General features: G+C 72.8%; 18 protein-coding genes. 13 read left to right on the top strand and 5 right to left on the bottom strand.

Going from position 1 to position 21,898, the window contains the following annotated elements; all coding sequences use genetic code 11:
- Nucleotide 1 precedes the first annotated feature (1 nt).
- Genes IEZ20_RS29115 through IEZ20_RS29095 form a run of 5 tightly spaced genes read left to right on the top strand, consistent with a single transcriptional unit; the run spans nucleotide 2 to nucleotide 6,885 of the window.
- A complete protein-coding gene (locus IEZ20_RS29115; RefSeq protein ID WP_189304157.1) occupies nucleotides 2-1,036 on the top strand; it encodes an ABC transporter permease in 1,035 nt (344 codons plus the stop codon).
- Nucleotides 1,033-1,968, top strand: coding sequence for a carbohydrate ABC transporter permease (locus IEZ20_RS29110; protein ID WP_189304156.1), 936 nt, complete (start codon nucleotides 1,033-1,035; stop codon nucleotides 1,966-1,968). The genes IEZ20_RS29115 and IEZ20_RS29110 overlap by 4 nt, the downstream gene beginning before the upstream one ends.
- A complete protein-coding gene (locus IEZ20_RS29105; protein WP_189304155.1) occupies nucleotides 1,965-3,944 on the top strand; it encodes a beta-galactosidase in 1,980 nt (659 codons plus the stop codon). Before IEZ20_RS29110 ends, IEZ20_RS29105 begins: the two co-directional genes overlap by 4 nt.
- Nucleotides 3,941-6,136, top strand: a complete 2,196-nt coding sequence (locus IEZ20_RS29100; RefSeq protein ID WP_189304153.1) for a glycosyl hydrolase family 95 catalytic domain-containing protein — start codon at nucleotides 3,941-3,943, stop codon at nucleotides 6,134-6,136. Before IEZ20_RS29105 ends, IEZ20_RS29100 begins: the two co-directional genes overlap by 4 nt.
- A gap of 35 nt (nucleotides 6,137-6,171) precedes the next feature.
- Nucleotides 6,172-6,885: a glycoside hydrolase family 12 protein gene (locus tag IEZ20_RS29095; RefSeq protein ID WP_189304151.1), complete on the top strand. Its 714-nt coding sequence runs from the start codon at nucleotides 6,172-6,174 to the stop codon at nucleotides 6,883-6,885.
- 48 nt (nucleotides 6,886-6,933) lie between these two features.
- On the opposite strand, the gene IEZ20_RS29090 is transcribed toward IEZ20_RS29095, so the two are convergent.
- Nucleotides 6,934-7,947 (bottom strand): LacI family DNA-binding transcriptional regulator, encoded by a 1,014-nt coding sequence (locus IEZ20_RS29090; RefSeq protein WP_189304149.1) that lies wholly within the window; start codon nucleotides 7,945-7,947, stop codon nucleotides 6,934-6,936.
- 408 nt (nucleotides 7,948-8,355) lie between these two features.
- Here IEZ20_RS29090 and IEZ20_RS29085 point away from each other — a divergent pair, with 408 nt between their 5' ends.
- Nucleotides 8,356-10,323, top strand: coding sequence for an acyl-CoA dehydrogenase family protein (locus IEZ20_RS29085; protein WP_189304147.1), 1,968 nt, complete (start codon nucleotides 8,356-8,358; stop codon nucleotides 10,321-10,323).
- On the opposite strand, the gene IEZ20_RS29080 is transcribed toward IEZ20_RS29085, so the two are convergent.
- Nucleotides 10,320-10,778, bottom strand: a complete 459-nt coding sequence (locus IEZ20_RS29080) for a lamin tail domain-containing protein (protein WP_189304145.1) — start codon at nucleotides 10,776-10,778, stop codon at nucleotides 10,320-10,322. The two genes, IEZ20_RS29085 and IEZ20_RS29080, sit on opposite strands and share 4 nt — an antisense overlap.
- A gap of 148 nt (nucleotides 10,779-10,926) precedes the next feature.
- On the opposite strand from IEZ20_RS29080, the gene dxr reads away from it, so the two are divergent.
- From dxr to IEZ20_RS29050, 6 genes are all read left to right on the top strand, one after another.
- A complete protein-coding gene (gene dxr, locus IEZ20_RS29075) occupies nucleotides 10,927-12,198 on the top strand; it encodes a 1-deoxy-D-xylulose-5-phosphate reductoisomerase (RefSeq protein WP_189304143.1) in 1,272 nt (423 codons plus the stop codon).
- Entirely contained in the window at nucleotides 12,195-13,499 is a 1,305-nt protein-coding gene (locus IEZ20_RS29070) for a M50 family metallopeptidase (RefSeq protein ID WP_189304141.1), read from the top strand. The genes dxr and IEZ20_RS29070 overlap by 4 nt, the downstream gene beginning before the upstream one ends.
- Nucleotides 13,500-13,668: 169 nt before the next feature.
- A complete protein-coding gene (gene ispG / locus IEZ20_RS29065; protein ID WP_189304139.1) occupies nucleotides 13,669-14,826 on the top strand; it encodes a flavodoxin-dependent (E)-4-hydroxy-3-methylbut-2-enyl-diphosphate synthase in 1,158 nt (385 codons plus the stop codon).
- Between the two features lie 223 nt (nucleotides 14,827-15,049).
- A complete protein-coding gene (locus IEZ20_RS29060; protein WP_189304137.1) occupies nucleotides 15,050-15,898 on the top strand; it encodes a GNAT family N-acetyltransferase in 849 nt (282 codons plus the stop codon).
- Nucleotides 15,899-15,918: 20 nt separating this feature from the next.
- Nucleotides 15,919-16,449: a GNAT family N-acetyltransferase gene (locus tag IEZ20_RS29055; protein ID WP_189304135.1), complete on the top strand. Its 531-nt coding sequence runs from the start codon at nucleotides 15,919-15,921 to the stop codon at nucleotides 16,447-16,449.
- A gap of 74 nt (nucleotides 16,450-16,523) precedes the next feature.
- Entirely contained in the window at nucleotides 16,524-18,227 is a 1,704-nt protein-coding gene (locus tag IEZ20_RS29050) for a proline--tRNA ligase (protein WP_189304132.1), read from the top strand.
- A gap of 614 nt (nucleotides 18,228-18,841) precedes the next feature.
- On the opposite strand, the gene IEZ20_RS29045 is transcribed toward IEZ20_RS29050, so the two are convergent.
- The 3 genes from IEZ20_RS29045 to IEZ20_RS29035 form a co-directional block, all read right to left on the bottom strand.
- Nucleotides 18,842-19,741 carry an aminoglycoside phosphotransferase family protein gene (locus IEZ20_RS29045; RefSeq protein ID WP_189304131.1) on the bottom strand — a complete coding sequence of 300 codons (900 nt, stop codon included), beginning with the start codon at nucleotides 19,739-19,741 and terminating at the stop codon, nucleotides 18,842-18,844.
- 396 nt (nucleotides 19,742-20,137) lie between these two features.
- Complete coding sequence (locus IEZ20_RS29040) at nucleotides 20,138-20,650, bottom strand: ferritin-like domain-containing protein (RefSeq protein ID WP_189304129.1); 513 nt, start codon at nucleotides 20,648-20,650, stop codon at nucleotides 20,138-20,140.
- Nucleotides 20,647-21,147 (bottom strand): hypothetical protein, encoded by a 501-nt coding sequence (locus tag IEZ20_RS29035; RefSeq protein WP_189304127.1) that lies wholly within the window; start codon nucleotides 21,145-21,147, stop codon nucleotides 20,647-20,649. Before IEZ20_RS29035 ends, IEZ20_RS29040 begins: the two co-directional genes overlap by 4 nt.
- A gap of 218 nt (nucleotides 21,148-21,365) precedes the next feature.
- Between IEZ20_RS29035 and rimP the strand changes: the two genes are divergently transcribed.
- Nucleotides 21,366-21,896, top strand: a complete 531-nt coding sequence (rimP, locus tag IEZ20_RS29030) for a ribosome maturation factor RimP (RefSeq protein WP_189304125.1) — start codon at nucleotides 21,366-21,368, stop codon at nucleotides 21,894-21,896.
- Nucleotides 21,897-21,898 lie beyond the last annotated feature (2 nt).

The following is a 21,898-nucleotide window of genomic DNA, read 5'->3' as shown; positions in this document are numbered from 1 at the left end:
CGTGTCCCACAGCACGGTGCCTCGGAGCGGCGCCGAGGCCGGCACGCCGGTGAAGACCCCGGTGGCATCCGCCGACGCCACCGGCACGCGGAAGGAACGAGGCTCGGGGAAGCAGGGCCTCCGGCACAGGTTCCGACGCGACCGCGCCCTGATCCTCATGACGGTACCGGCCGTCGTACTCGTCCTGGTCTTCAACTACCTGCCGATCCTCGGCAACGTCGTCGCCTTCCAGGACTACGACCCCTACATCAGCGACAACGGCATCGTCTCCATACTGAACAGCCCCTTCGTGGGGACGGAGAACTTCCAGCGGATCTTCGAGGACGCGGCGTTCTGGAACGCCGTCGAGAACACGCTGGTGCTGTTCCTCGTCCAGCTCGTGCTGTTCTTCCCGATCCCGGTCCTGCTCGCGCTGCTCATCAACAGCGTGGTCAGGCCGCGGGTGCGGGCGGTGGCGCAGGCCGTGCTCTACCTGCCGCACTTCTTCTCCTGGGTGCTGGTCATCGCCGTCTTCCAGCAGATGTTCGGCGGCGCCGGGATGCTCTCCCAGCTGCTGCGGCAGCACGGGTACGACGGCCTCGACATCATGACCGACCCGAACACCTTCCCGTTCCTGATCACCGCCCAGAGCGTGTGGAAGGACGCCGGGTGGGGGATCATCGTCTTCCTCGCCGCGCTGGCCTCGGTGCCCACCGACCTGTACGAGGCCGCCGCGATGGACGGCGCCGGACGCTGGCGCCGCATGTGGCACGTCACGCTGCCCGCCCTGCGCCCGGTGATCGCCCTCCTCCTCGTGCTGCGCGTCGGTGACGCCCTGACCGTCGGGTTCGAGCAGATCCTGCTGCAACGCGACGGCGTCGGAACGGACGCGGGCGAGGTCCTCGACACCTTCGTCTGGTGGAACGGCGTGCGCAACCAGGACTTCGGCTACGCGGCCGCCGCCGGACTGATCAAGGGCGTGGTCAGCATCGGCCTCGTCCTCACCGCGAACAAGGTGGCCCACCTCATGGGCGAGCAGGGGGTGTACAAGAAGTGACCGCCGTCATCGACGAACCGGCGCGCCGGCCGAACCGGTGGGCCGCGCCTCCCCGCCCGGCCTGGGAGGAGGAGCCCTCGAAGGCCGGCCTCGCCGGCAAGGGCATCGCCCTGTCGTTCGCCTGCCTGGCGATCCTCTTCCCGCTGTGGATCGTGATCGTCACCAGCCTCTCCTCGCGGAAGACCATCGACGAGGCGGGCGGCCTGGTGATCGTGCCCAAGGGCATCACCTTCATCGCCTACCAGGAACTGCTCAGCGGCGGCCAGGTCACCCGGGCCGCGGTCATCAGCATCCTCGTCACGCTGGTCGGCACGCTGTTCTCGATGACGGTGTCCGTCCTGTGCGCCTACGGCCTGTCCCGCACGGGGTCCCTCGGCCACCGCTGGATCCTGATGACGCTGCTGGCGACCATGTTCTTCAGCGCCGGCCTCATCCCCACCTACCTGCTGGTGCAGTCCCTGGGGCTGACGGACACCTATCTCGCGCTGATCCTGCCGAGCGCGGTCAGTGTCTTCAACATCCTGGTGCTGCGCGGCTTCTTCATGGGGATCTCCCCGGAACTCATCGACAGCGCGCGCATCGACGGCGCCGGGGACCTGCGGATCCTCCGGCAGATCATCATGCCCCTGTCGCGGGCCGTCCTCGCGGTGATCACGCTGTTCTACGCCGTCGGGTACTGGAGCGCCTGGTTCAACGCGTCGCTGTACCTGAACGAGCAGGACATGATGCCGCTGCAGAACGTCATGATCCAGCTCGTGCAGAAGCAGGAGGCACCGGTCGGTCTGGGCCAGGCCATCAGGACCGGTCAGCTGTCGGGGCTGTCCATCCAGATGGCGGTCATGGTGATGGCGCTGCTGCCGGTCGCCGTGCTGTCGCCGTTCGTCCAGAAGCACTTCAGGAAGGGAATGCTGACCGGGGCGGTGAAGGGATGAGCGGCACGGAACCGGCCCTCGCCGACGCCACCCGGGGCCGCATCCTCTTCGGCGGCGACTACAACCCCGAGCAGTGGCCGGAGGAGACCTGGCGGGACGACGTACGGCTGATGAAGGACGCCCGCGTCAACTCGGTCACGCTCGGCGTGTTCTCCTGGGCGAGACTCGAACCCGAGCCGGGAGCACGGGACTTCGGCTGGCTGGACCGGCTGATGGACCTCCTGCACGCCCACGGCATCGGCGTCGTCCTCGCCACGCCCACCTCCTCCCCGCCGCCCTGGATGGGGCGGCTGCACCCCGACACCCTGCCCCGGGACGCCGACGGGCGGACCGAGTGGTGGGGCGGGCGCCAGCACTTCTCGCACTCCAGCGCCACCTACCGCCGGTACGCCGCCGCCATCACCGAGGACCTGGCCGCCCGCTACGGCGGCCACCCGGCCCTCACCATGTGGCACATCAACAACGAGTACTGCACCTTCGACTACGGCGACGAGGCCGCCGCCGCCTTCCGCCGCTGGCTGCGCGAGAGGTACGGCACCCTCGACGCCCTCAACTCCGCCTGGGGCACCGCCTTCTGGAGCCAGGCGTACGACACCTGGGACGGCATCCTGCCGCCGCGCCACGCCCACTACCTGAAGAACCCCGGCCAGGTGCTGGACTTCCGGCGGTTCACCTCCGACATGCTCCTGGAGTGCTACACCGCCGAGCGGGACATCGTCCGCCGGTACAGCCCGCACCTCCCGGTCACCACCAACTTCATGCCGCTGTGGACCGGCCAGGACGGCTGGCGCTGGGCCGAGGAGGAGGACGTCGTCTCCGTCGACCTCTATCCCGACCCGCGCGATCCGCTGGGCGGGCAGCGCGGTGCCCTCGTGCAGGACCTCACCCGGTCACAGGCGCGCGGGCCGTGGATGCTGATGGAACAGGCCGCCGGCCCGGTCAACTGGCGGGGCGTGAACCACCCCAAGCCGCGCGGCCTCAACCGCCTGTGGTCCTTCCAGGCCGTCGCCCGCGGCGCCGACGCCGTCTGCTACTTCCAGTGGCGCCAGTCCCGGCAGGGCGCCGAGAAGTTCCACTCCGGGATGGTCGGGCACGCGGGGGAGGAGGGCCGTACCTTCCAGGAGGTCAGGCGGCTCGGGGACGAACTCGCCCGGATCGGGGGCCGGGTGTCGGGCAGCCGCGTCACCGCCGATGTGGCCGTGCTGCACGACTGGCACTCCTGGTGGGCCGGTGACCACGAGGGCCGGCTGTCGACGCTGGTGGACCTGCCGGAGGTGCTCACCGCCTGGCACCGGGCCCTGTGGGAGGCCCACCTCACCACCGACTTCGCCCACCCGGAACACGACCTGTCCGGCTACCGGCTGGTCGTCGCCCCGCAGCTGTACCTGCTCACCGACGCCGCCGTCACCAACCTCCTCGCCTACGTCCGTGGCGGCGGCACCCTGGTCTGCGGCTTCCTCACCGGGGTCGCCGACGAGGACGACCGGATCCGGCCCGGCGGCATGGACGCCCGGCTGCGCGAACTGTTCGGCATCCGCACCCTGCACGAGTGGTGGCCGCTGGAGGCGGGCGAGACCGTGGCCTGCGAGGGCTTTCGCGGGACGCTGTGGTCGGAGGAGATCGAGCCGGAGCCCGGCGCCGCCGGGACCGTGCCGTACCGGGGCGGCGAGCTGGACGGGCTGCCCGCCGTGCTGCACCGGGGCCGCGCCTGGTACCTCTCCACGCTGCCCGAGCCCGAGGCGCTGCGCTCCCTGCTGACCGGCATCGCCGACGGGGCGGGCGTACGGCCGGTGCTGGACGGGCTGCCCACGGGCGTGGAGGCGGTGCGCCGGGGCGAGCTGCTGTTCCTGCTCAACCACGGCCGGGAACCAGTCACCGTCCAGGTCCCCGGACCCCATCGTGACCTGCTCGGCGGCACGGACGTCACGGACGAGGTCACCCTCGGCCGCTACGGCGTGGCGGTGCTGCGGTCATGAGCCGGACGCCGGTCCACGGCACCTGGGAACCCGCCCCGGCCGCCCGCTGGGAGGACGCCTTCCTGAGCGGGAACGGCCACCACGGCGCCCTGGTGTCCGGTGACCCGAACGATGAGCGGGTGGTCGTCACCCATCACAGCCTGGTGCGTCCCAACGGCGGCGAGCACGCCCGCCCGCCCCGGCTGGCCGCCGGGCTCCCCGCGCTCCAGGACCGGCTGCTCGCCGGCGACCTCACCGCCGCCGAGAGCTTCACCGACGGCCGCCCGCTGCAGTGGGTGCAGCCCTTCCACCCCGCCTTCCGGATCCGGGTGCGCACAGCGGCCGGCGGTGACGGCGGCGGCTTCCGCCGGGCCCTCGACTTCACCAGCGGCGAGGCCACCGCGGTCCGCGCCGGCGCAGGCAGCCGTGTCTTCGTCTCCCGCGCGGACGACGTGATCGTGCACGAGGTCACCGGCGGCGACCTCGACATCCGCCTGGACCACCGGCTGCCGGGCGCCCCGGCCGGGCTGCGGGTCGGCCACGGCACCCTGCTCACCCCCGAGGGCGCCCTGCTCAGCCTGCGCGCCCGCTACCCGGCCGGCGACCGCGCCTACACCGGCGTGACCCTGGTCGCCGTCTTCGGCGGCCGCACCGAACTCGTCCCGCCGGGCGTCCGCGTCACCGGCGCCCGCTCGGTGCTGCTGCTCACCCGGGTGCGCCGGCACACCGGCGAGGCGGACGTGGTCGCCGAGGCCCGGCAGCTCCAGGCCCTGCTCGACGGCACCGACCGGCCGTACGACGGCCTGCTCGCCCGCCATCTGGACCGGCACCGCACCGCCTACCTCCGGGTCTCGCTCGACCTCGGCGCCGACCCGGCCGAGCGCGCCCTGCCCGGCTCCGAGCTGCTGAGGCGCCCGCACAGCCCGGCCCTGCTGGAGCGGCTGTTCGCCGCGGGCCGCTACCACCTGCTCTCCAGCAGCGGCCTGCTGCCGCCCCGGCTCACCGGACTGTGGACCGGCGACTGGGACACGGCCTGGTCGGGCGCGTTCACCACGAACGCCAACCTCAACCTCCAGACCGCCTCCGCGCCCGCCGCCGCCCTGCCCGAGGTCACCGAGGCGCTGGCCGCGCTGGTCGAGCGGCAGCTGCCGGACTGGCGGGCCAACGCCCGCGCGATCTTCGGCACCCGGGGCGCCGTCGCGCCCTCGCACACCGACGGCGAGTCCGGGCTGACGTACCACTTCAGCCGCGAGTACCCGCTGCACCTGTGGACCGCCGGCGCGGACTGGCTGCTCAAACCGCTGGTCGACCACGACGAGATCCGCGGCGAACAGGACCCGCGCACCGCCGCCGCCCTCGCCGAGGCGGCCCTCTTCTACGAGGACTTCCTCACCCGCACCGACCAGGACGGCCACCTGGTCGTCGTCCCCTCCTACTCGCCGGAGAACCGCCCGGCAGGCGGCAGCTGGGGCGCGGTCAACGCGGCCATGGACCTCTCCGCCGCCCGCCACACCCTGCTCACCGCCGCCCGCTACCACCCGGGGCACGCGGGCAGGTGGCGGGCGATCGCCGACCGGCTGCCCCCGCACCGGGTCAACGCCGACGGCGCCCTCGCCGAATGGGCCTGGCCCGGACTGGACGACACCTACGACCACCGCCACCTCAGCCATCTGTACGGCGTGTGGCCGCTGGAGGAGATCACCCCCCACGACACCCCGCGCCTGGCCGCCGCCGCCCGCCGGGCGCTCGCCCTGCGCGGCACCGAGAACGGCTCCGCCCACGGCCACCTCCACCACGCCCTGGTCGCCGCCCGCCTCGGGGACCGGGACCGGGCCGCCGCCGCGCTGCGCAGGGTGCTCGACGGCGACTACTTCCACGCCTCACTGATGAGCGCCCACTACCCGCGCCGGGACGTCTACAACGCGGACGCCGCGCACACCCTGCCCGGTGTGCTGATCGAGCTGCTCGTCCAGTCCACCCCGGACCGGCTCGTCCTGCTGCCCGCCGCCCTGGACGGCTGCCCGCGCGGCGAACTGCGCGGGGTGCGCACCCGGTTCGGCGCGGAGATCGACCTCGCCTGGGACCCGGACGGCGCCCGGGTCGTCGTACGCCCCCACCGCACCGGCCGCGTCGAACTGCGGACTTCCTCCGGCGCCGAGCCGCTCGACCTCGTCGCCGGAGAAGACCGCGTCCTCGTCCTGGGGGCGCGGTGACCGGATCGACTCCCCCCACCCATGGAAGGGACACCATGGCAACACGCACGCCGAGCAGGGTCGCCACGGCCCTGCTGGCCCCCGCCCTCGCCCTCGGCGCCACCGTCGGCCTGGCCTCGGCGCCCGCCTCCGCCGCCGTCTGGAACTCCTGCGACCAGTGGGGCAACACCACGCTGAACGGCTACACCCTCTACAACAACATCTGGGGCTCCGGCGCCGGCAGCCAGTGCGTCTGGGCGAACTCCGGCACCAACTGGGGCGTGTGGGCGAACCACCCGGGCACCGGCGGGATCAAGTCCTACCCCAACGCCACGAAGGCGATCAACAAGCCGATCACCTCGCTGGCCTCGCTGACCAGCAGCTACAACGTCACCGTCCCGTCGTCCGGCGCGTACAACACGTCGTACGACATCTGGGACACCGACCACGACTACGAGATCATGCTCTGGGTCAACAAGACCGGGGCCGTCGGCCCGCTCGGCACCTCGCAGGGCAACGTGACGCTGGGCGGCCACACCTGGACCGTCTACAAGGGCAACAACGGCGCGAACGAGGTCTTCTCCTTCGTCCGCACCTCCAACTCCAGCTCCGGCACGGTCGACATCCTGCCGATCCTGAAGTGGATCAAGGACACCAAGGGCTGGTTCGGCAACGAGACCATCGGTGACGTCCAGTTCGGCTACGAGATCACGTCCTCGTCCGGCGGCCTGAACTTCACCACCAACAACCTCACCGTCGGCAGCAGCTGATCCGGTCCGGGCCGGCTCCCTCGCGGGGCCGGCCCCGGCAGGGGGACGTCAGGGCGCGGCCGGCGCCGGTCCCGAACTCGCCCGGACGGTCAGCTCGGGCGCGAGCAGCACGACCTCGTCGCCGTCCCGCCCCTCCAGCTTGGCCACCAGGCGCTCCACGGCGTGCCGGCCCATCTCCTGGGCCGGGATGGCCACCGAGGTCAGCCGCACCGAGGCCTGCACCGCGACCTGGTCCGGGCAGATCGCGACCACCGACACGTCCTCCGGCACCGCCCGGCCCTGCTGGCGCAGCAGCGCGAGCAGCGGCTCCACCGCCGACTCGTTCTGCACCACGAACCCGGTCGTCCCCGGCCGTTCGTCGAAGATCCGGGACAGGGTGAGGGCCATCGCGTCGTACCCGCCCTCGCACGGCCGGTGCAGCACCCGCAGGTCCGCCGCGCGGGCCCGGGCGCGCAGTCCGTCCAGGGTGCGCTCGGCGAAACCGGTGTGCCGCTCGTAGACCGCCGGGGCCTCGCCGATGACCGCGATGTCACGGTGACCGAGCCCCGCGAGGTGCTCCACGCACAGCGCCCCGGTCGCGCTCCAGTCCAGGTCCACACAGGTCAGACCGGTGGTGTCGGCGGGCAGGCCGATGAGGACGGAGGGCTGCCAGGTCTCCCGCAACAGCGGCAGCCGCTCGTCCTCCAGCTCGACGTCCATCAGGATCATCGCGTCGGCCAGCCCGCTGCCGGTGACCCGGCGCACCGCGTCCGGGCCCTCCTCACCGGTGAGCAGCAGGACGTCGTACCCGTGCGTCCGGGCGGTGGTGGCCACCGCGATGGCGATCTCCATCATCACCGGCACGTACATGTCGGTGCGCAGCGGGACCATCAGCGCGATGATGTTGGACCGCTTGCCGGCCAGGGCGCGGGCGCCCGCGTTCGGGTGGTAGCCCAGCTCCCGGATGCTCTCCTCGACCCGTTGCCGGGTGGTCGCGGAGATGGACCGCTTGCCGCTGAGGACATAGCTCACCGTGCTCGCCGAGACTCCGGCGTGCTGGGCGACCTCGGCGAGGGTGACCATCCGGCTCTCCAAGCTGTGTGAAGCGCTTCGACTCTGCGCGTTTCCGACAGGGGTGCGTGAGGGTGGATCCGACAGTAGCCTCAGCCAGGGTGGGTGTCCAGGGGAGTCGAAGCGCTTCGACACCTCTCCTCGCCTCCGGGGTGTCGGAACCGCCCCCTGCCAAGGATCCCCGACACCCGTTCGGCCCAAGGAGCCGGGCGAGGACCCCTGTGCCCGTGCAGCCGGGGCGGGCGCCGAGGCCTTGCGGGGTGTCCGGGCGCCCCGGCACCGCGTCCCGCCCGGGCGTCGCGGGCCGGGCGCGTGCGCGAGGGGTGGTGGGATCGCCCCGTTTCGGGTACCAACGATCCAGTAGCACTGGTCGGTAATGAACGGTCCCAGTCGTCCCCCTTCGCGGCGAGGTGAGGCTCCATGTCCGCCACCACCACCCCACGCACCACCGTCACCGAGCGCGAGTCCCGCCAGGTGGCGGAGGCCGCCCGGGAACAGGACTGGCGCAAGCCCAGCTTCGCCAAGGAACTGTTCCTCGGGCGCTTCCGGCTCGACCTCATCCACCCCCACCCGCTGCCCGACGACGAGTCCGTCCGGCGCGGCGAGGAGTTCCTGGCGAAGCTGCGCGCCTTCTGCGAGACGGCGATCGACCCCGCCCGCATCGAACGCGAGGCCCGCATCCCCGACGAGGTCGTGGCGGGCCTGAAGGAACTCGGCGCCCTCGGCATGAAGATCGACCCCGGGTACGGCGGTCTCGGCCTCACCCAGCTCTACTACAACAAGGCGCTCGCCCTGGTCGGCTCCGTCAGCCCCGCCGTCGGCGCGCTGCTCTCCGCCCACCAGTCGATCGGCGTACCGCAGCCGCTGAAGATGTTCGGCACCCAGGAGCAGAAGGACGCCTTCCTGCCCCGCTGCGCCCGCACCGACATCTCCGCGTTCCTGCTCACCGAGCCGGACGTGGGCTCCGACCCGGCCCGCCTCGCCACCACGGCCGTCCCCGACGGCGACGACTACGTCCTCGACGGCGTGAAGCTGTGGACCACCAACGGGGTGGTCGCCGACCTGCTCGTGGTCATGGCGCGGGTGCCGAAGTCCGAGGGCCACAAGGGCGGCATCACCGCGTTCGTGGTGGAGGCCACCGCCGAGGGCGTCACCGTCGAGAACCGCAACGCCTTCATGGGCCTGCGCGGCATCGAGAACGGCGTGACCCGCTTCCACCGGGTCCGGGTCCCCGCCGCCAACCGGATCGGCCCCGAGGGCGCGGGCCTGAAGATCGCGCTGACGACGCTGAACACCGGGCGGCTGTCGCTGCCCGCGATGTGCGCCGGCGCCGGCAAGTGGTGCCTGAAGATCGCCCGCGAGTGGGCGGCCGAGCGCGAGCAGTGGGGCAAGCCGGTCGCGCTGCACGAGGCCGTCGGCTCCAAGATCGCGTTCATCGCGGCCACGACCTTCGCCCTGGAGGCCGTCCTCGACCTGTCCTCCCAGATGGCCGACGAGGACCGCAACGACATCCGCATCGAGGCCGCCCTCGCCAAGCTGTACGGCTCCGAGATGGCCTGGAAGATGGCCGACGAACTGGTCCAGATCCGCGGCGGACGCGGCTACGAGACGGCCGAGTCGCTGCGGGCGCGCGGCGAGCGCCCCGTCCCGGCCGAGCAGATCCTGCGCGACCTGCGCATCAACCGCATCTTCGAGGGCTCGACCGAGATCATGCACCTGCTGATCGCACGGGAGGCCGTGGACGCCCACCTGTCGGTCGCCGGCGACCTCATCGACCCCGACAAGCCGCTGTCCGCCAAGGCGAGGGCGGGCGCGAACGCGGGCGTGTTCTACGCCAAGTGGCTGCCGAAGCTGGTCGCGGGACCCGGCCAGCTGCCCCTGGCCTACGGCGAGTTCAAGCACGGCATCGACCTGTCCGGGCACCTCCGCTACGTCGAGCGCACGGCCCGCAAACTCGCCCGCTCCACCTTCTACGCCATGTCCCGCTGGCAGGGCCGGATGGAGACCAAGCAGGGCTTCCTCGGCCGGATCGTGGACATCGGCGCCGAACTGTTCGCGATGAGCGCGGCCTGCGTCCGCGCCGAGCGGCTGTGGCGGGAGGGCGAGCACGGCCGCGAGGCCTACCAGCTCGCCGACGCCTTCTGCCGCCAGGCCCGCATCCGGGCGGAGGAACTCTTCGACCGCCTGTGGACCAACACCGACGAACTGGACCGCAAGGTGGTGCGGGGCGTCCTCGGCGGGGCCTACACCTGGCTGGAGGAGGGCATCCTCGACCCCTCGGGGGAGGGCCCGTGGATCGCCGACGCGACCCCCGGCCCCTCCACCCACGAGAACGCCCGCCGTCCGTTCGCGAGCCGGTCCGGCCGTCCGGACGGCGACGGGCACTAGCAGTACTTGTCGCTCGGGTCCCGCGTCGTCCAGGAGCAGCTGTCGACCTTGCTGCCGCTCGCCCTGGTCAGGGTGGCCGTGTCCCTGTCGTTGTTCCAGACGTAGGCGCGGCGGTCCTGGTACTTGTCGGACGCGGTGTCCGAGCCGCTGCCGGTGTGGATCTTCAGGTACTTCCCGGCGCCGATCTTGACGTTCGGGAAGACGTACTTGTGGTTGGAGGCGTCCTTCAGGACCCAGCCCTTGAGCGAGACCGCCGAGCCGCTGGTGTTCCTGAGCTGCACCCACTCGGCGTTCAGGCTCTTGTTCGAGCGGTTGTCCGAGCCGGGGCTGTCGAACCACACGTGGTGGATGCTCACGCCCCCGGCGGCCTCGGCCGGGGTGCTGAGCAGGGTGCCGGTGAGCAGGGCAGCTCCGGCGAGAGCGGGCAGGGCCGCGCGTATGCGCACAGTATGCATGGAGATATCCCCCCAGGATGTCGTCCGCGAATCGTGTGGAACGAAGTGTTATCACACGATCTTCACCGGGGGTCCACATCTCGCGGAACCCGCCCCGCCCGAGGGACGCGCTGTCCGGAGCGGCGGCGCGTGCGGCCACAATGGGGGGATGACCGACAGTCCCGCCCATCCGGCCCCTCTCGCCGACCCGCACCTCGTCTACGACCCCGTCGCCGGCGACGGCCCCAAGGACGTGGTGATCCTCGGCTCCACCGGATCCATCGGCACCCAGGCCATCGACCTCGTGCTGCGCAACCCCGACCGCTTCCGGGTGACCGCCCTGTCCGCGAACGGCGGCCGGGTCGCCCTCCTCGCCGAGCAGGCGCACCGGCTGCGGGTGCGGACCGTCGCGGTCGCCCGCGAGGACGTCGTACCCGCGCTGCGCGAGGCGCTCGCCGCGGCGTACGGCGCGGGGGAGCCGCTGCCCGAGATCCTCGCCGGACCCGACGCGGCCACCCGGGTCGCCGCCTCGGACTGCCACACCGTGCTCAACGGCATCACCGGCTCCATCGGCCTCGCGCCGACCCTCGCCGCCCTGGAGGCGGGCCGCACCCTCGCCCTCGCCAACAAGGAGTCGCTGATCGTCGGCGGCCCGCTGGTCACCGCGCTCGCCAAGCCCGGCCAGATCATCCCGGTGGACTCCGAGCACGCCGCCCTCTTCCAGGCGCTGGCGGCCGGCACCCGGGCCGACGTCCGCAAGCTCGTCGTCACCGCCTCCGGCGGCCCCTTCCGCGGCCGGACCCGGGCCGAGCTGGCGCACGTCACCGTCGCGGACGCCCTCGCCCACCCCACCTGGGCCATGGGCCCGGTGATCACGGTGAACTCCGCGACCCTGGTCAACAAGGGACTGGAGGTCATCGAGGCACACCTCCTCTACGACATTCCCTTCGACCGCATTGAGGTGGTCGTGCATCCCCAGTCGTATGTCCACTCGATGGTCGAGTTCACCGACGGATCCACGATCGCCCAGGCGACGCCCCCCGACATGCGCGGGCCGATCGCCATCGGCCTGGGCTGGCCCGAACGCGTCCCCGACGCCGCGCCCGCCTTCGACTGGAGCAAGGCCTCCACCTGGGAGTTCTTCCCGCTGGACAACGAGGCCTTCCCCTCGGTGGACCTCGCCCGGCATGTGGGGCGGCTCGCGGGCACGGCCCCGGCGGTGTTCAATGCCGCCAACGAGGAGTGCGTCGCGGCCTTCCTGAGCGGCGCGCTGCCCTTCAACGGGATCATGGAGACCGTCACCCGGGTGGTGGAGGAGCACGGCACCCCGGTCACGGGAACCTCACTCACGGTGTCGGACGTCCTCGAAGCGGAGACCTGGGCCAGGGCCCGGGCCCGCGAACTCACAGCCACGACGGCGACCGCGGAGGCGCGTGCATGACGACCTTGATGTTCATCCTCGGCATAGTGGTCTTCGCGGTGGGCCTGCTCGTCTCGATCGCGTGGCACGAGCTGGGGCACCTGTCCACGGCCAAGCTCTTCGGCATCCGCGTCCCGCAGTACATGGTCGGCTTCGGCCCGACCATCTGGTCGCGGAAGAAGGGCGAGACCGAGTACGGCATCAAGGCGATCCCGCTCGGCGGCTACATCCGCATGATCGGGATGTTCCCGCCCGACGACTCCGGCCGGATCACCGCCCGCTCCACCTCCCCGTGGCGCGGCATGATCGAGGACGCCCGCTCGGCGGCCTTCGAGGAACTCCAGCCGGGTGACGAGACGCGCATGTTCTACACGCGCAAGCCGTGGAAGCGGGTCATCGTCATGTTCGCGGGCCCCTTCATGAACCTGGTGCTCGCGGTCGGCCTCTTCCTCACCGTGCTGATGGGCTTCGGCATCCAGCAGGAGACCACCACCGTCGAGTCCGTCTCGCCCTGCGTCATCGCGCAGAGCCAGCACCGCGACAGCTGCAGGAAGTCCGACCCGGCCTCCCCGGCCGCGGACGCCGGCATGAAGGCGGGCGACCGGATCGTCTCCTTCGACGGCGTGCCCACCGAGAACTGGAACGCCCTGTCGGACCTGATCCGCGGACACGCCGGCAAGGACGTGCCGATCGTGGTCGACCGCCACGGCCGGCAGGTGACCCTGCACGCGAAGATCGCCACCAACCAGGTCGCCAAGAAGGACTCCAGCGGCGCCTACGTCCAGGGCGAGTACGTCAAGGCCGGGTTCCTCGGCTTCAGCCCGGCCCGCGGCGTCGTCAAACAGGACTTCGGCCAGTCCGTGACCTGGATGACCGACCGGGTCGGCGACGCCGTCGACTCCCTCGTGGACCTGCCCGGCAAGATCCCCGCCCTGTGGGACGCCGCCTTCGGCGACGGACCGCGCGAACCGGACTCCCCGATGGGCATCGTCGGCGCGGCCCGGGTCACCGGCGAGATCGCCACGCTGGACATCCCGGCCTCGCAGCAGCTGGCCATGGCCGTGTTCGTGGTCGCCGGGTTCAACCTCTCCCTGTTCCTGTTCAACATGCTCCCGCTGCTCCCGCTCGACGGCGGGCACATCGCGGGCGCCCTGTGGGAGTCGCTCCGGCGGAACGTGGCCCGGGTGCTGCGCCGGCCCGACCCCGGCCCGTTCGACGTCGCCAAGCTGATGCCGGTGGCGTACGTGGTGGCCGGGATCTTCGTCTGCTTCACCGTCCTGGTGCTGATCGCCGACGTGGTCAACCCGGTGAAAATCTCCTAGCAACCCGGCGTTCAACGCGGCCCGGAACCCCCTGGTTCCGGGCCGCGTCCCATCGGGTGTGTTTGCGGGAGGGATGTGCTGACGCCCGGCCCCGTGCCGTAATCTCGAAGCCTGGAGCCCGCCGTTCACGGGACCGGACCTTGATCCACGACTTGGGGTTGCACAGCAGATGACTGCGATTTCTCTCGGCATGCCGTCCGTTCCGACCAAGCTCGCCGAGCGCCGCAAGAGCCGGCAGATCCAGGTCGGAAGCGTGGCGGTCGGCGGGGACGCGCCGGTCTCGGTCCAGTCGATGACCACGACCCGTACGTCCGACATCGGCGCCACCCTCCAGCAGATCGCCGAGCTGACCGCCTCCGGCTGCCAGATCGTCCGCGTGGCCTGCCCCACCCAGGACGACGCCGACGCCCTCGCCACCATCGCGAGGAAGTCCCAGATCCCGGTGATCGCCGACATCCACTTCCAGCCCAAGTACGTCTTCGCCGCCATCGAGGCCGGCTGCGCCGCGGTCCGCGTGAACCCCGGCAACATCAAGCAGTTCGACGACAAGGTCAAGGAGATCGCGCGGGCCGCCAAGGACCACGGCACCCCGATCCGCATCGGCGTCAACGCCGGCTCCCTGGACCGCCGCCTGCTGCAGAAGTACGGCAAGGCGACCCCGGAGGCGCTGGTCGAGTCCGCCCTGTGGGAGGCCTCGCTGTTCGAGGAGCACGGCTTCCGGGACATCAAGATCTCCGTCAAGCACAACGACCCGGTCGTGATGATCGAGGCCTACCGCCAGCTCGCCGAGCAGTGCGACTACCCCCTCCACCTCGGCGTGACGGAGGCCGGCCCCGCCTTCCAGGGCACGATCAAGTCGGCGGTCGCCTTCGGCGCCCTGCTCTCCCAGGGCATCGGCGACACCATCCGGGTCTCGCTGAGCGCCCCGCCCGCCGAGGAGGTCAAGGTCGGCATCCAGATCCTGGAGTCCCTGAACCTCCGCCAGCGCGGCCTGGAGATCGTCTCCTGCCCCTCCTGCGGCCGCGCCCAGGTCGACGTCTACAAGCTCGCCGAGGAGGTCACCGCAGGCCTCACCGGCATGGAGGTCCCCCTCCGCGTCGCCGTCATGGGCTGCGTCGTCAACGGCCCCGGCGAGGCCCGCGAGGCGGACCTCGGCGTCGCCTCCGGCAACGGCAAGGGCCAGATCTTCGTCAAGGGCGAGGTCATCAAGACCGTCCCCGAGTCCAAGATCGTGGAGACCCTCATCGAGGAGGCCATGAAGCTGGCGGAGCAGATGGAGGCCGAGGGCGTCGCCTCCGGCGATCCGCAGGTCTCCGTAGCGGGCTGACCCCTCCGGCGCCGGAGGAGCCGCGCCCCGGAAGGGGCGCGGGGCCGTATCCGACGCACGGCTCCGCCGCGCGGGCGCGACCAGCCGCCTCCCATTCGCAGCCGAGCCGCCTCCCACCCGCAGCCGCCCGGGAACCGGAGCCCCTCGAGCTGGAGGGCGCCCGGCGAGGCGGCGCGGCTATAGTGCGGGGACCAGCAGAACCCCCGTCGTGAGGCCCCGCCACGTGTTGACCCAGACCACCTCACGGGTGCTCGAACCGAGCGACCTGGACGCCGCGCTCGCCGTTCTCGACCGCGATCCGGTCGCCAACGCCTTCGTGACGTCCCGGGTGCAGGTCGCGGGCCTGGACCCGTGGCGGCTCGGCGGCGAGATGTGGGGCTGGTACGAGGACGGCATGCTCACGTCCCTGTGCTACGCGGGCGCCAACCTCGTCCCCATCTGCGCCACCCCCCGCGCGGTCCGCGCCTTCGCCGACCGCGCCCGCCGGGCCGGACGCCGCTGCTCCTCCATCGTCGGCCCGGCCGAACCCACCGCCCAGCTGTGGCGGCTGCTCGAGCCGCACTGGGGCCCGGCCCGCGAGGTCCGCGCCCACCAGCCGCTCATGGTCACCGACCGCATGCCGGCCGACATCGCCCCGGACCCGTACGTCCGCCGCGTCCGCAAGGACGAGATGGAGACGATCATGCCGGCCTGTGTGGCGATGTTCACCGAGGAGGTCGGCGTCTCCCCGCTGGCCGGCGACGGCGGCCTGCTCTACCAGGCCCGGATCGCCGAGCTCGTCGGCTCCGGCCGCTCCTTCGCCCGCGTCGACGACCAGGGCCGGGTCGTCTTCAAGGCGGAGATCGGCGCCGCGACCCCCCACGCCTGCCAGATCCAGGGCGTGTGGGTGGCCCCCGAGTACCGGGGCAGGGGCCTCGCGGCCCCCGGCATGGCGGCCGTACTGCGCTACGCCCTCGCGGACGTCGCGCCCGTGGTCAGCCTGTACGTGAACGACTTCAACACGGCGGCGCGCAGGACGTACCGCAGGGTCGGCTTCCACGAGGTGGGAGCCTTCATGAGCGTCCTGTTCTGACCGCCCTGTACGCTCCCCGCATGGACGTCGTGATCGGCCCCCTGGACCTCGCAGCCCACGTCGACGAGGCCCTGGCCGTCCAGGCCGTCGCCTTCGGACTCGGACCCGACGAAGTCGCCGTACGCCGCCAGATCGTCCAGCGCCACATGCAGTACAACGGCGCGCGGGCCCTCGGCGCCACCAGCGGCGGCCGGCTGGTCGGCTTCGTCTACGGCATGCCCAACAGCCGCACCCACTGGTGGTCCACCGTCGTGGAGCCCTACCTGCGCGCGGCCGGCAACGACTTCTGGCTGGACGACTCCTTCGTCATCACCGAACTGCACGTCCACCCCGGCCACCAGAACCGCGGCATCGGCCGGCGCCTGATCACCACCATCACCGACACCGCCGCCGAACCCCGCTCGATCCTCTCCGCGATCGACACCGACAGCCCCGCCCGCGGCCTCTACCACTCCCTCGGCTACGTCGACCTCGCCCGCCAGGTCCACTTCCCGAGCGCAGCACGGCCGTACGCCGTGATGGGCGCCCCTCTGCCGCTGCGCAGGCGTTAACCGATTTCCACCGGCGCGGGCAGCCCGGCTAACCTCCTGTGCCATCACCCTTACCCGGCAGGAGTACGAGAACCATGGCCAACGCACCGGTCCAGCGCATGTCCCAGTTGATGGCGAAGACGCTGCGCGACGACCCGGCGGACGCCGAGGTCCTCAGCCACAAGCTCCTCGTCCGCGCCGGCTACGTCCGCCGCACGGCCGCCGGCATCTGGAGCTGGCTGCCCCTCGGCAAGAAGGTCCTCGCCAACGTCGAGCGCATCGTGCGCGAGGAGATGGACGCCATCGGCGCCCAGGAGGTCTCGCTGCCCGCCCTGCTGCCGCGCGAGCCCTACGAGGCCACCGGCCGCTGGGACGAGTACGGTCAGGAGCTGTTCCGGCTCAAGGACCGCAAGGGCGGCGACTACCTCCTCGGCCCCACCCACGAGGAGATCTTCACCCTCCTGGTCAAGGACCAGTGCACGTCCTACAAGGACATGCCGGTGATCCTCTACCAGATCCAGACCAAGTTCCGCGACGAGGCCCGCCCCCGCGCCGGCATCCTGCGCGGCCGCGAGTTCCTGATGAAGGACTCGTACTCCTTCGACCTGGACGACGAGGGCCTCGGCACCTCCTACGCCCTGCACCGCGAGGCCTACCAGCGCGTCTTCGCACGCCTCGGCCTCGACTACCGCATCGTCGCCGCCACCGCCGGCGCCATGGGCGGCTCCAAGTCCGAGGAGTTCCTGGCCCCCGCCGAGGCCGGCGAGGACACCTTCGTGGACTGCCCCCACTGCGACTTCGCCGCGAACACGGAGGCGGTCACCTACGAGCTGAAGCCGGCCGACGGCTCGGCCCTGCCGGCGCTGGAGGAGATCCCCACCCCGGACACCCCGACCATCGAGACGCTCGCCGAGGCGCTCGGCGTCCCGGCCTCCGCCACGCTGAAGAACCTGCTGGTCAAGGTCGACGGCGAGATCGTCGCCGTGGGCGTGCCCGGTGACCGCGAGGTGGACCTGGACAAGGTCGAGGCGCACTTCGCGCCGGCCGCCGTCGAGATGGTCACCGAGGCGGACTTCGCCGGCCGCCCCGACCTGGTCCGCGGCTACGTCGGCCCGCAGGGCCTCGGCGAGAAGGTCACGTACATCGCCGACCCGCGCGTGGCCCCCGGCACCGCCTGGATCACCGGAGCCAACAAGGAGCACACGCACGCGAAGAACGTCGTCGCCGGCCGTGACTTCGAGGTCGACGCCTACGTCGACGTCGTGGTGGTCCAGGAGGGCGACCCCTGCCCGAAGTGCGGCACCGGCCTGAAGCTGGACCGCGCCATCGAGATCGGCCACATCTTCCAGCTGGGCCGCAAGTACGCCGACGCCCTCAAGCTGGACGTCCTCGGCCAGAACGGCAAGCCGGTCCGCGTCACCATGGGCTCCTACGGCATCGGCGTCTCCCGTGCCGTCGCCGCGCTCGCCGAGCAGACCGCCGACGAGCACGGCCTGGTCTGGCCCAAGGAGGTCGCCCCGGCCGACGTGCACGTGGTGGCCGCCGGCAAGGCGCTCCAGACCGAGCTGGCGCTGGACGTCGCCGAGAAGCTCGCCGCCGCGGGCGTCCGCGTCCTGGTGGACGACCGGGCCGGCGTCTCCCCGGGCGTGAAGTTCACCGACGCCGAGCTGATCGGCGTCCCGCAGATCCTGGTGGCCGGCCGCCGCGCCGGCGAGGGCGTCCTGGAACTGAAGGACCGCAAGACCGGCGAGCGCGAGGAACTGACGGTCGAGGACGCGATCGCCCGTCTGACCGCCTGACACCGGGCAAGCCGGAGAGCGGCGGCCACACCCCGCCACGCCGCCGCTCACCCCCCCCGGGCGGGGCGCTCATGTGCCGGCGTGCTGCTGCCCGCCCCGGGTGAGGCGGGCACGTCCTGGCGTGCTGCTGCCCGCCCCGGGTGAGGCGGGCACGTCCTGGCGTGCTGCTGCCCGCCCCGGGTGAGGCGGGCACGTCCTGGCGTGCTGCCGCTCGTCCCCGGGTGGGGCGGTCATGTGCCGGCGTGCTGCCGCTCGTCCCCGGGTGGGGCGGTCATGTGCCGGCGTGCTGCCGCTCGTCCTCGGGTGGGGCGGTCATGTGCCGGCGTGCTGCCGCTCGTCCTCGGGTGGGGCGGGCACGTCCTGGCGTGCCGTCGCTCACTCGCGGGCGGGGCGCTCATGTCCTGGCGTGCCGCCGCTCACCCGTGGGCGGGGCGGTGATGTCCGGCCGTCCTGCCAGTCCTCGCGGGAGACCGTGCAGGAGGGGTGCTCCGGTCGGCGCCGGCACCGTCGGCAGCGCTCCGCGTCCCGATCCGTTCAGCGGCCGAGTCCCTCCGGCCGCGCTCCCCGTCCGGCACGGGCGCCCTACCCAGCCGGCCGAGTACGCCTGCTCGTGCCTACAGCCAGGCCGCGAACTCCAGCAGCAGCTCCGCGTCCTTCTCCCGGCCGACCCGCCGGGCCCGCACCCCCGACTCCACCGCCCGGAACAGCGTCCAGCCGCGCAGCCGCTCCTGGTCGACCTCCAGGGACTCCGCGAGCCGCTTGATGCGGCGCCGGGTGGTGGACGGGCCGGACGAGGTCGCGATCAGGTCCTCCACCCGGTCCCGGACCAGCCGGGCCAGGTCGAAGGCGCTCTCGCCGACGACCGGGTCCGGGCCGACCGCGAGCCAGGGCATCCGCTCCCCGGCGAGCACCTTGCTCTGCCGGAACGTGCCGTGCAGCAGCAGCTGCTCGGGCGGTGCGGCCAGCAGTTCCTCGCGGGCGGCGAGCGCCGCGTCCACCAGGGGCGCCGCCTCGGGGTCGGCCTCGGCGCTCGCGCGCATCGCCGCCGCCTGCCGCCCGGTGCGCTCGGCGACCGTCTCGAAGGCGTGCCCGGCAGGCGGCGTCACCCACAGCCGGCGCAGCGTCCCCGCCGCCTCCAGCAGGGCCCTGGCCTCCGGCAGCGACCGCACCGACACATCCGGGTGCAGCCGCTCCAGCAGCAGCGCCCCGTCCTCCGCCGCGCCCTCCAGCAGCTGTACGGCGCCCAGCCCGCCCCAGTGCGCCAGCGCCGCGCGCTCGCTCTCCGGGCGGGCCCGGGGCGGCGCGAGCTTCAGCACGGCCGGGGTGCCGTCCGCCCGCCGTACCAGCACCACCAGGCTGCTGCGCCCGCCGGGCACCTGCACCCGCTCGACGGTCAACTCGCGCCGGGCGACGGCTTCCTCGGCCATCGCGGGCAGCCGCGCCAGCCAGTCGTCCCCGGCCGGTGCCGTCTCACCGAGCGCCCGCTCCAGGCGCCGCGGCGCTTCGAAAGCCATGCGCGAGTCGTTCCCTTCCTGTCGCCTGCTGCCGGGCCTGCCCGCCCCGGGTTCCCCGTCCGGGCCTGTCGTCAGCCTCTCGCGGGTCCTGTCCTGCCCGGTGCCTTCCTGCGGCCCCGCCGTCAGCGGCCGCTGCCGCCGTCCTTGCCGCCAGCGCCTGCCCGCCGTCGTTGCCGTGCTCGCCCGCTTGCCGTTCTCGCCGTGCTCGCCTGCTCGCCGTCCCTGCCGTGCGGGCCGCCCGGCGGCCGCCGTACCGGCGCCGGACCGGGCCGCCCTCCCCGCAGCCGAGCGGGACCTGCGGCCGAGCGGGACCTGCGGCCGAGCGGGACCTGCGGCCGAGCGGGACCTGCGGCCGAGCGGGACCCGCGGTCAAGCGGGACCCGCGGCCAACCATGGCTAACGCGTCGCCGGTGCCGAGGCCGACGGGGTCGTGCCGGCCGCGCCCGCCTGCTCGTCCGCCCGGTCGCCGGACCGCTCGGCGAGCCCAGGGAAGGCTACGCTCCCCCCGCTCCAGCGCACCGCCCGCACCGCGGCCTCCCGCAGCGCCCCGGCCGCGTCCTCCCGGCGCGCGCCGCTCGCCGCCCGCACCAGGTCCGAGTACACCCCGGCCACCCGCTCCTCCAGCCGCGCGGCCAGCCGCACCGCCGCCGCGCCGTCCTGCACCGGGAACGGCAGCGCGTACCCGGCGCTCGCGGCGACCGGGGTGCCGCCCAGGTCCCGCACGGCACGCACCAGCGTGTCCCGGCGCGCCCGGTGGGCGTCGTACGCCGTCCGCGCCTCGGCCCGGCGCCGCTCGCCGATCCGGCCGCCGACGACGCCGTACCCGTACACCGCCGCGTGCTCCGCGGCCAGCGCCGCCTGCAGCGCGGCCAGCTCGGCCTTCGCCGCCTGCTCCGTGCCCTCGCTCACCTGGCTCCCTCCGTCAGCAGGTACGCGTGCGCGGCCCCGGCCGCCGCGACCGACGCCAGCAGCCGCGCCAGCTCGCCCGGCACCTCCAGAAGCTCCTCCGCGCGCCGGTCGGCCAGCGCGCGCTCGGCGGCGGCCAGCCCCGCCACGGCGTCCTTCTCACCGGCCGGCACGGGAGCCGGTGCGGCCGAGGACCTCGCCGGCGTGGGCGTCGTCGTGCCGTCCTCGAACGCCGCCGCGTGCGCCGCGACCTGCTCCCGCAGCGGGCGCAGCCGCCCCGCCAGCCCGGGATGCGCGGCGAGCACGGCGTCGTAGCGCTCCAGCAGCCCCCGGCTGTCCCGCGCGGCACGCGCGCGTGCCCGCTCGGTGGCCGACGGCCCGTCGTCGCCGGACCCCGCCCCGTCCGAACAGCCCGCCAGCAGGGCGACTCCGGCGGCCGAGGCGAGCAGGGATCTTCTGCGCGGCCCCGAGGGCAGGCGCGGGGGTGGGGGGTACGGCACGGCTGACGTCCTCGGGGCTCGTACGAACACACAGGCGGGAACGCCACCCGCCGCTGATCACGGTACCCGCGCATCCGCTCGCCTCATGTCACCGGCTCAGTGGAGCCGCCCCCGGGGCGCGGGGCTCTCCTGCGAACCGCCCACCTCCGGAGGCAGTACCCTTTGACCAGACACGCGACCCATCCCACAACAGCACACGCGGCCGAGGAGTCACCCGGATGAGCACCACCCAGAGCGAGAGGCTGCGAGAGCTGCTGGAACCGCTCGTCACCTCCCATGGGCTGGATCTCGAAGAGATCGCCGTGGACTCCGTCGGACGCAAGCGGGTGCTGCGCGTCGTCGTGGACTCCGACACCGGAGCCGACCTGGATGCCATCGCCGATGTGAGCCGCGCGCTCTCGGCGAAGCTGGACGAGACGAACGCGATGGGTGACGCGGCCTACGACCTGGAGGTCGGAACCCCCGGCGCGGAGCGCCTCCTCACCGAGCACCGGCACTTCGTGCGCGCCACCGACCGGCTCGTGAAGTTCCAGCTCACCGAGGGCGGCGAGCTGGTCGCGCGGATCCTGGAGGTCGACGACGAGGGCATCGACGTGGAGGTGCCCGGGGTGAAGGGCCGCAAGGCCACCGCCCGCAGACTGGGCTTCCCGGAGATCGCCAGGGCGCGCGTGCAGGTCGAGTTCAACCGTAAGGACAGCGCCGGCGGCACGGCCGGCACGAAGGACAAGAAGGAAGCGGAGGAGGCGTAGCC

Origin of the sequence: Streptomyces cinerochromogenes, assembly GCF_014648635.1 — a bacterium.
GTDB lineage: Bacteria > Actinomycetota > Actinomycetes > Streptomycetales > Streptomycetaceae > Streptomyces > Streptomyces cinerochromogenes.
This window is presented reverse-complemented; position numbering and strand designations above follow the sequence as displayed.

Coding starts and splice junctions, on each gene's coding strand:
- IEZ20_RS29105 (WP_189304155.1), top strand. CDS start 1,965: ATGAGCGGCACGGAACCGGCCCTCGCCGACGCCACCCGGGGCCGCATC.
- IEZ20_RS29100 (WP_189304153.1), top strand. CDS start 3,941: ATGAGCCGGACGCCGGTCCACGGCACCTGGGAACCCGCCCCGGCCGCC.
- IEZ20_RS29095 (WP_189304151.1), top strand. CDS start 6,172: ATGGCAACACGCACGCCGAGCAGGGTCGCCACGGCCCTGCTGGCCCCC.
- IEZ20_RS29090 (WP_189304149.1), bottom strand. CDS start 7,947: ATGGTCACCCTCGCCGAGGTCGCCCAGCACGCCGGAGTCTCGGCGAGC.
- IEZ20_RS29085 (WP_189304147.1), top strand. CDS start 8,356: ATGTCCGCCACCACCACCCCACGCACCACCGTCACCGAGCGCGAGTCC.
- IEZ20_RS29080 (WP_189304145.1), bottom strand. CDS start 10,778: ATGCATACTGTGCGCATACGCGCGGCCCTGCCCGCTCTCGCCGGAGCT.
- dxr (WP_189304143.1), top strand. CDS start 10,927: ATGACCGACAGTCCCGCCCATCCGGCCCCTCTCGCCGACCCGCACCTC.
- IEZ20_RS29070 (WP_189304141.1), top strand. CDS start 12,195: ATGACGACCTTGATGTTCATCCTCGGCATAGTGGTCTTCGCGGTGGGC.
- ispG (WP_189304139.1), top strand. CDS start 13,669: ATGACTGCGATTTCTCTCGGCATGCCGTCCGTTCCGACCAAGCTCGCC.
- IEZ20_RS29055 (WP_189304135.1), top strand. CDS start 15,919: ATGGACGTCGTGATCGGCCCCCTGGACCTCGCAGCCCACGTCGACGAG.
- IEZ20_RS29050 (WP_189304132.1), top strand. CDS start 16,524: ATGGCCAACGCACCGGTCCAGCGCATGTCCCAGTTGATGGCGAAGACG.
- IEZ20_RS29045 (WP_189304131.1), bottom strand. CDS start 19,741: ATGGCTTTCGAAGCGCCGCGGCGCCTGGAGCGGGCGCTCGGTGAGACG.
- rimP (WP_189304125.1), top strand. CDS start 21,366: ATGAGCACCACCCAGAGCGAGAGGCTGCGAGAGCTGCTGGAACCGCTC.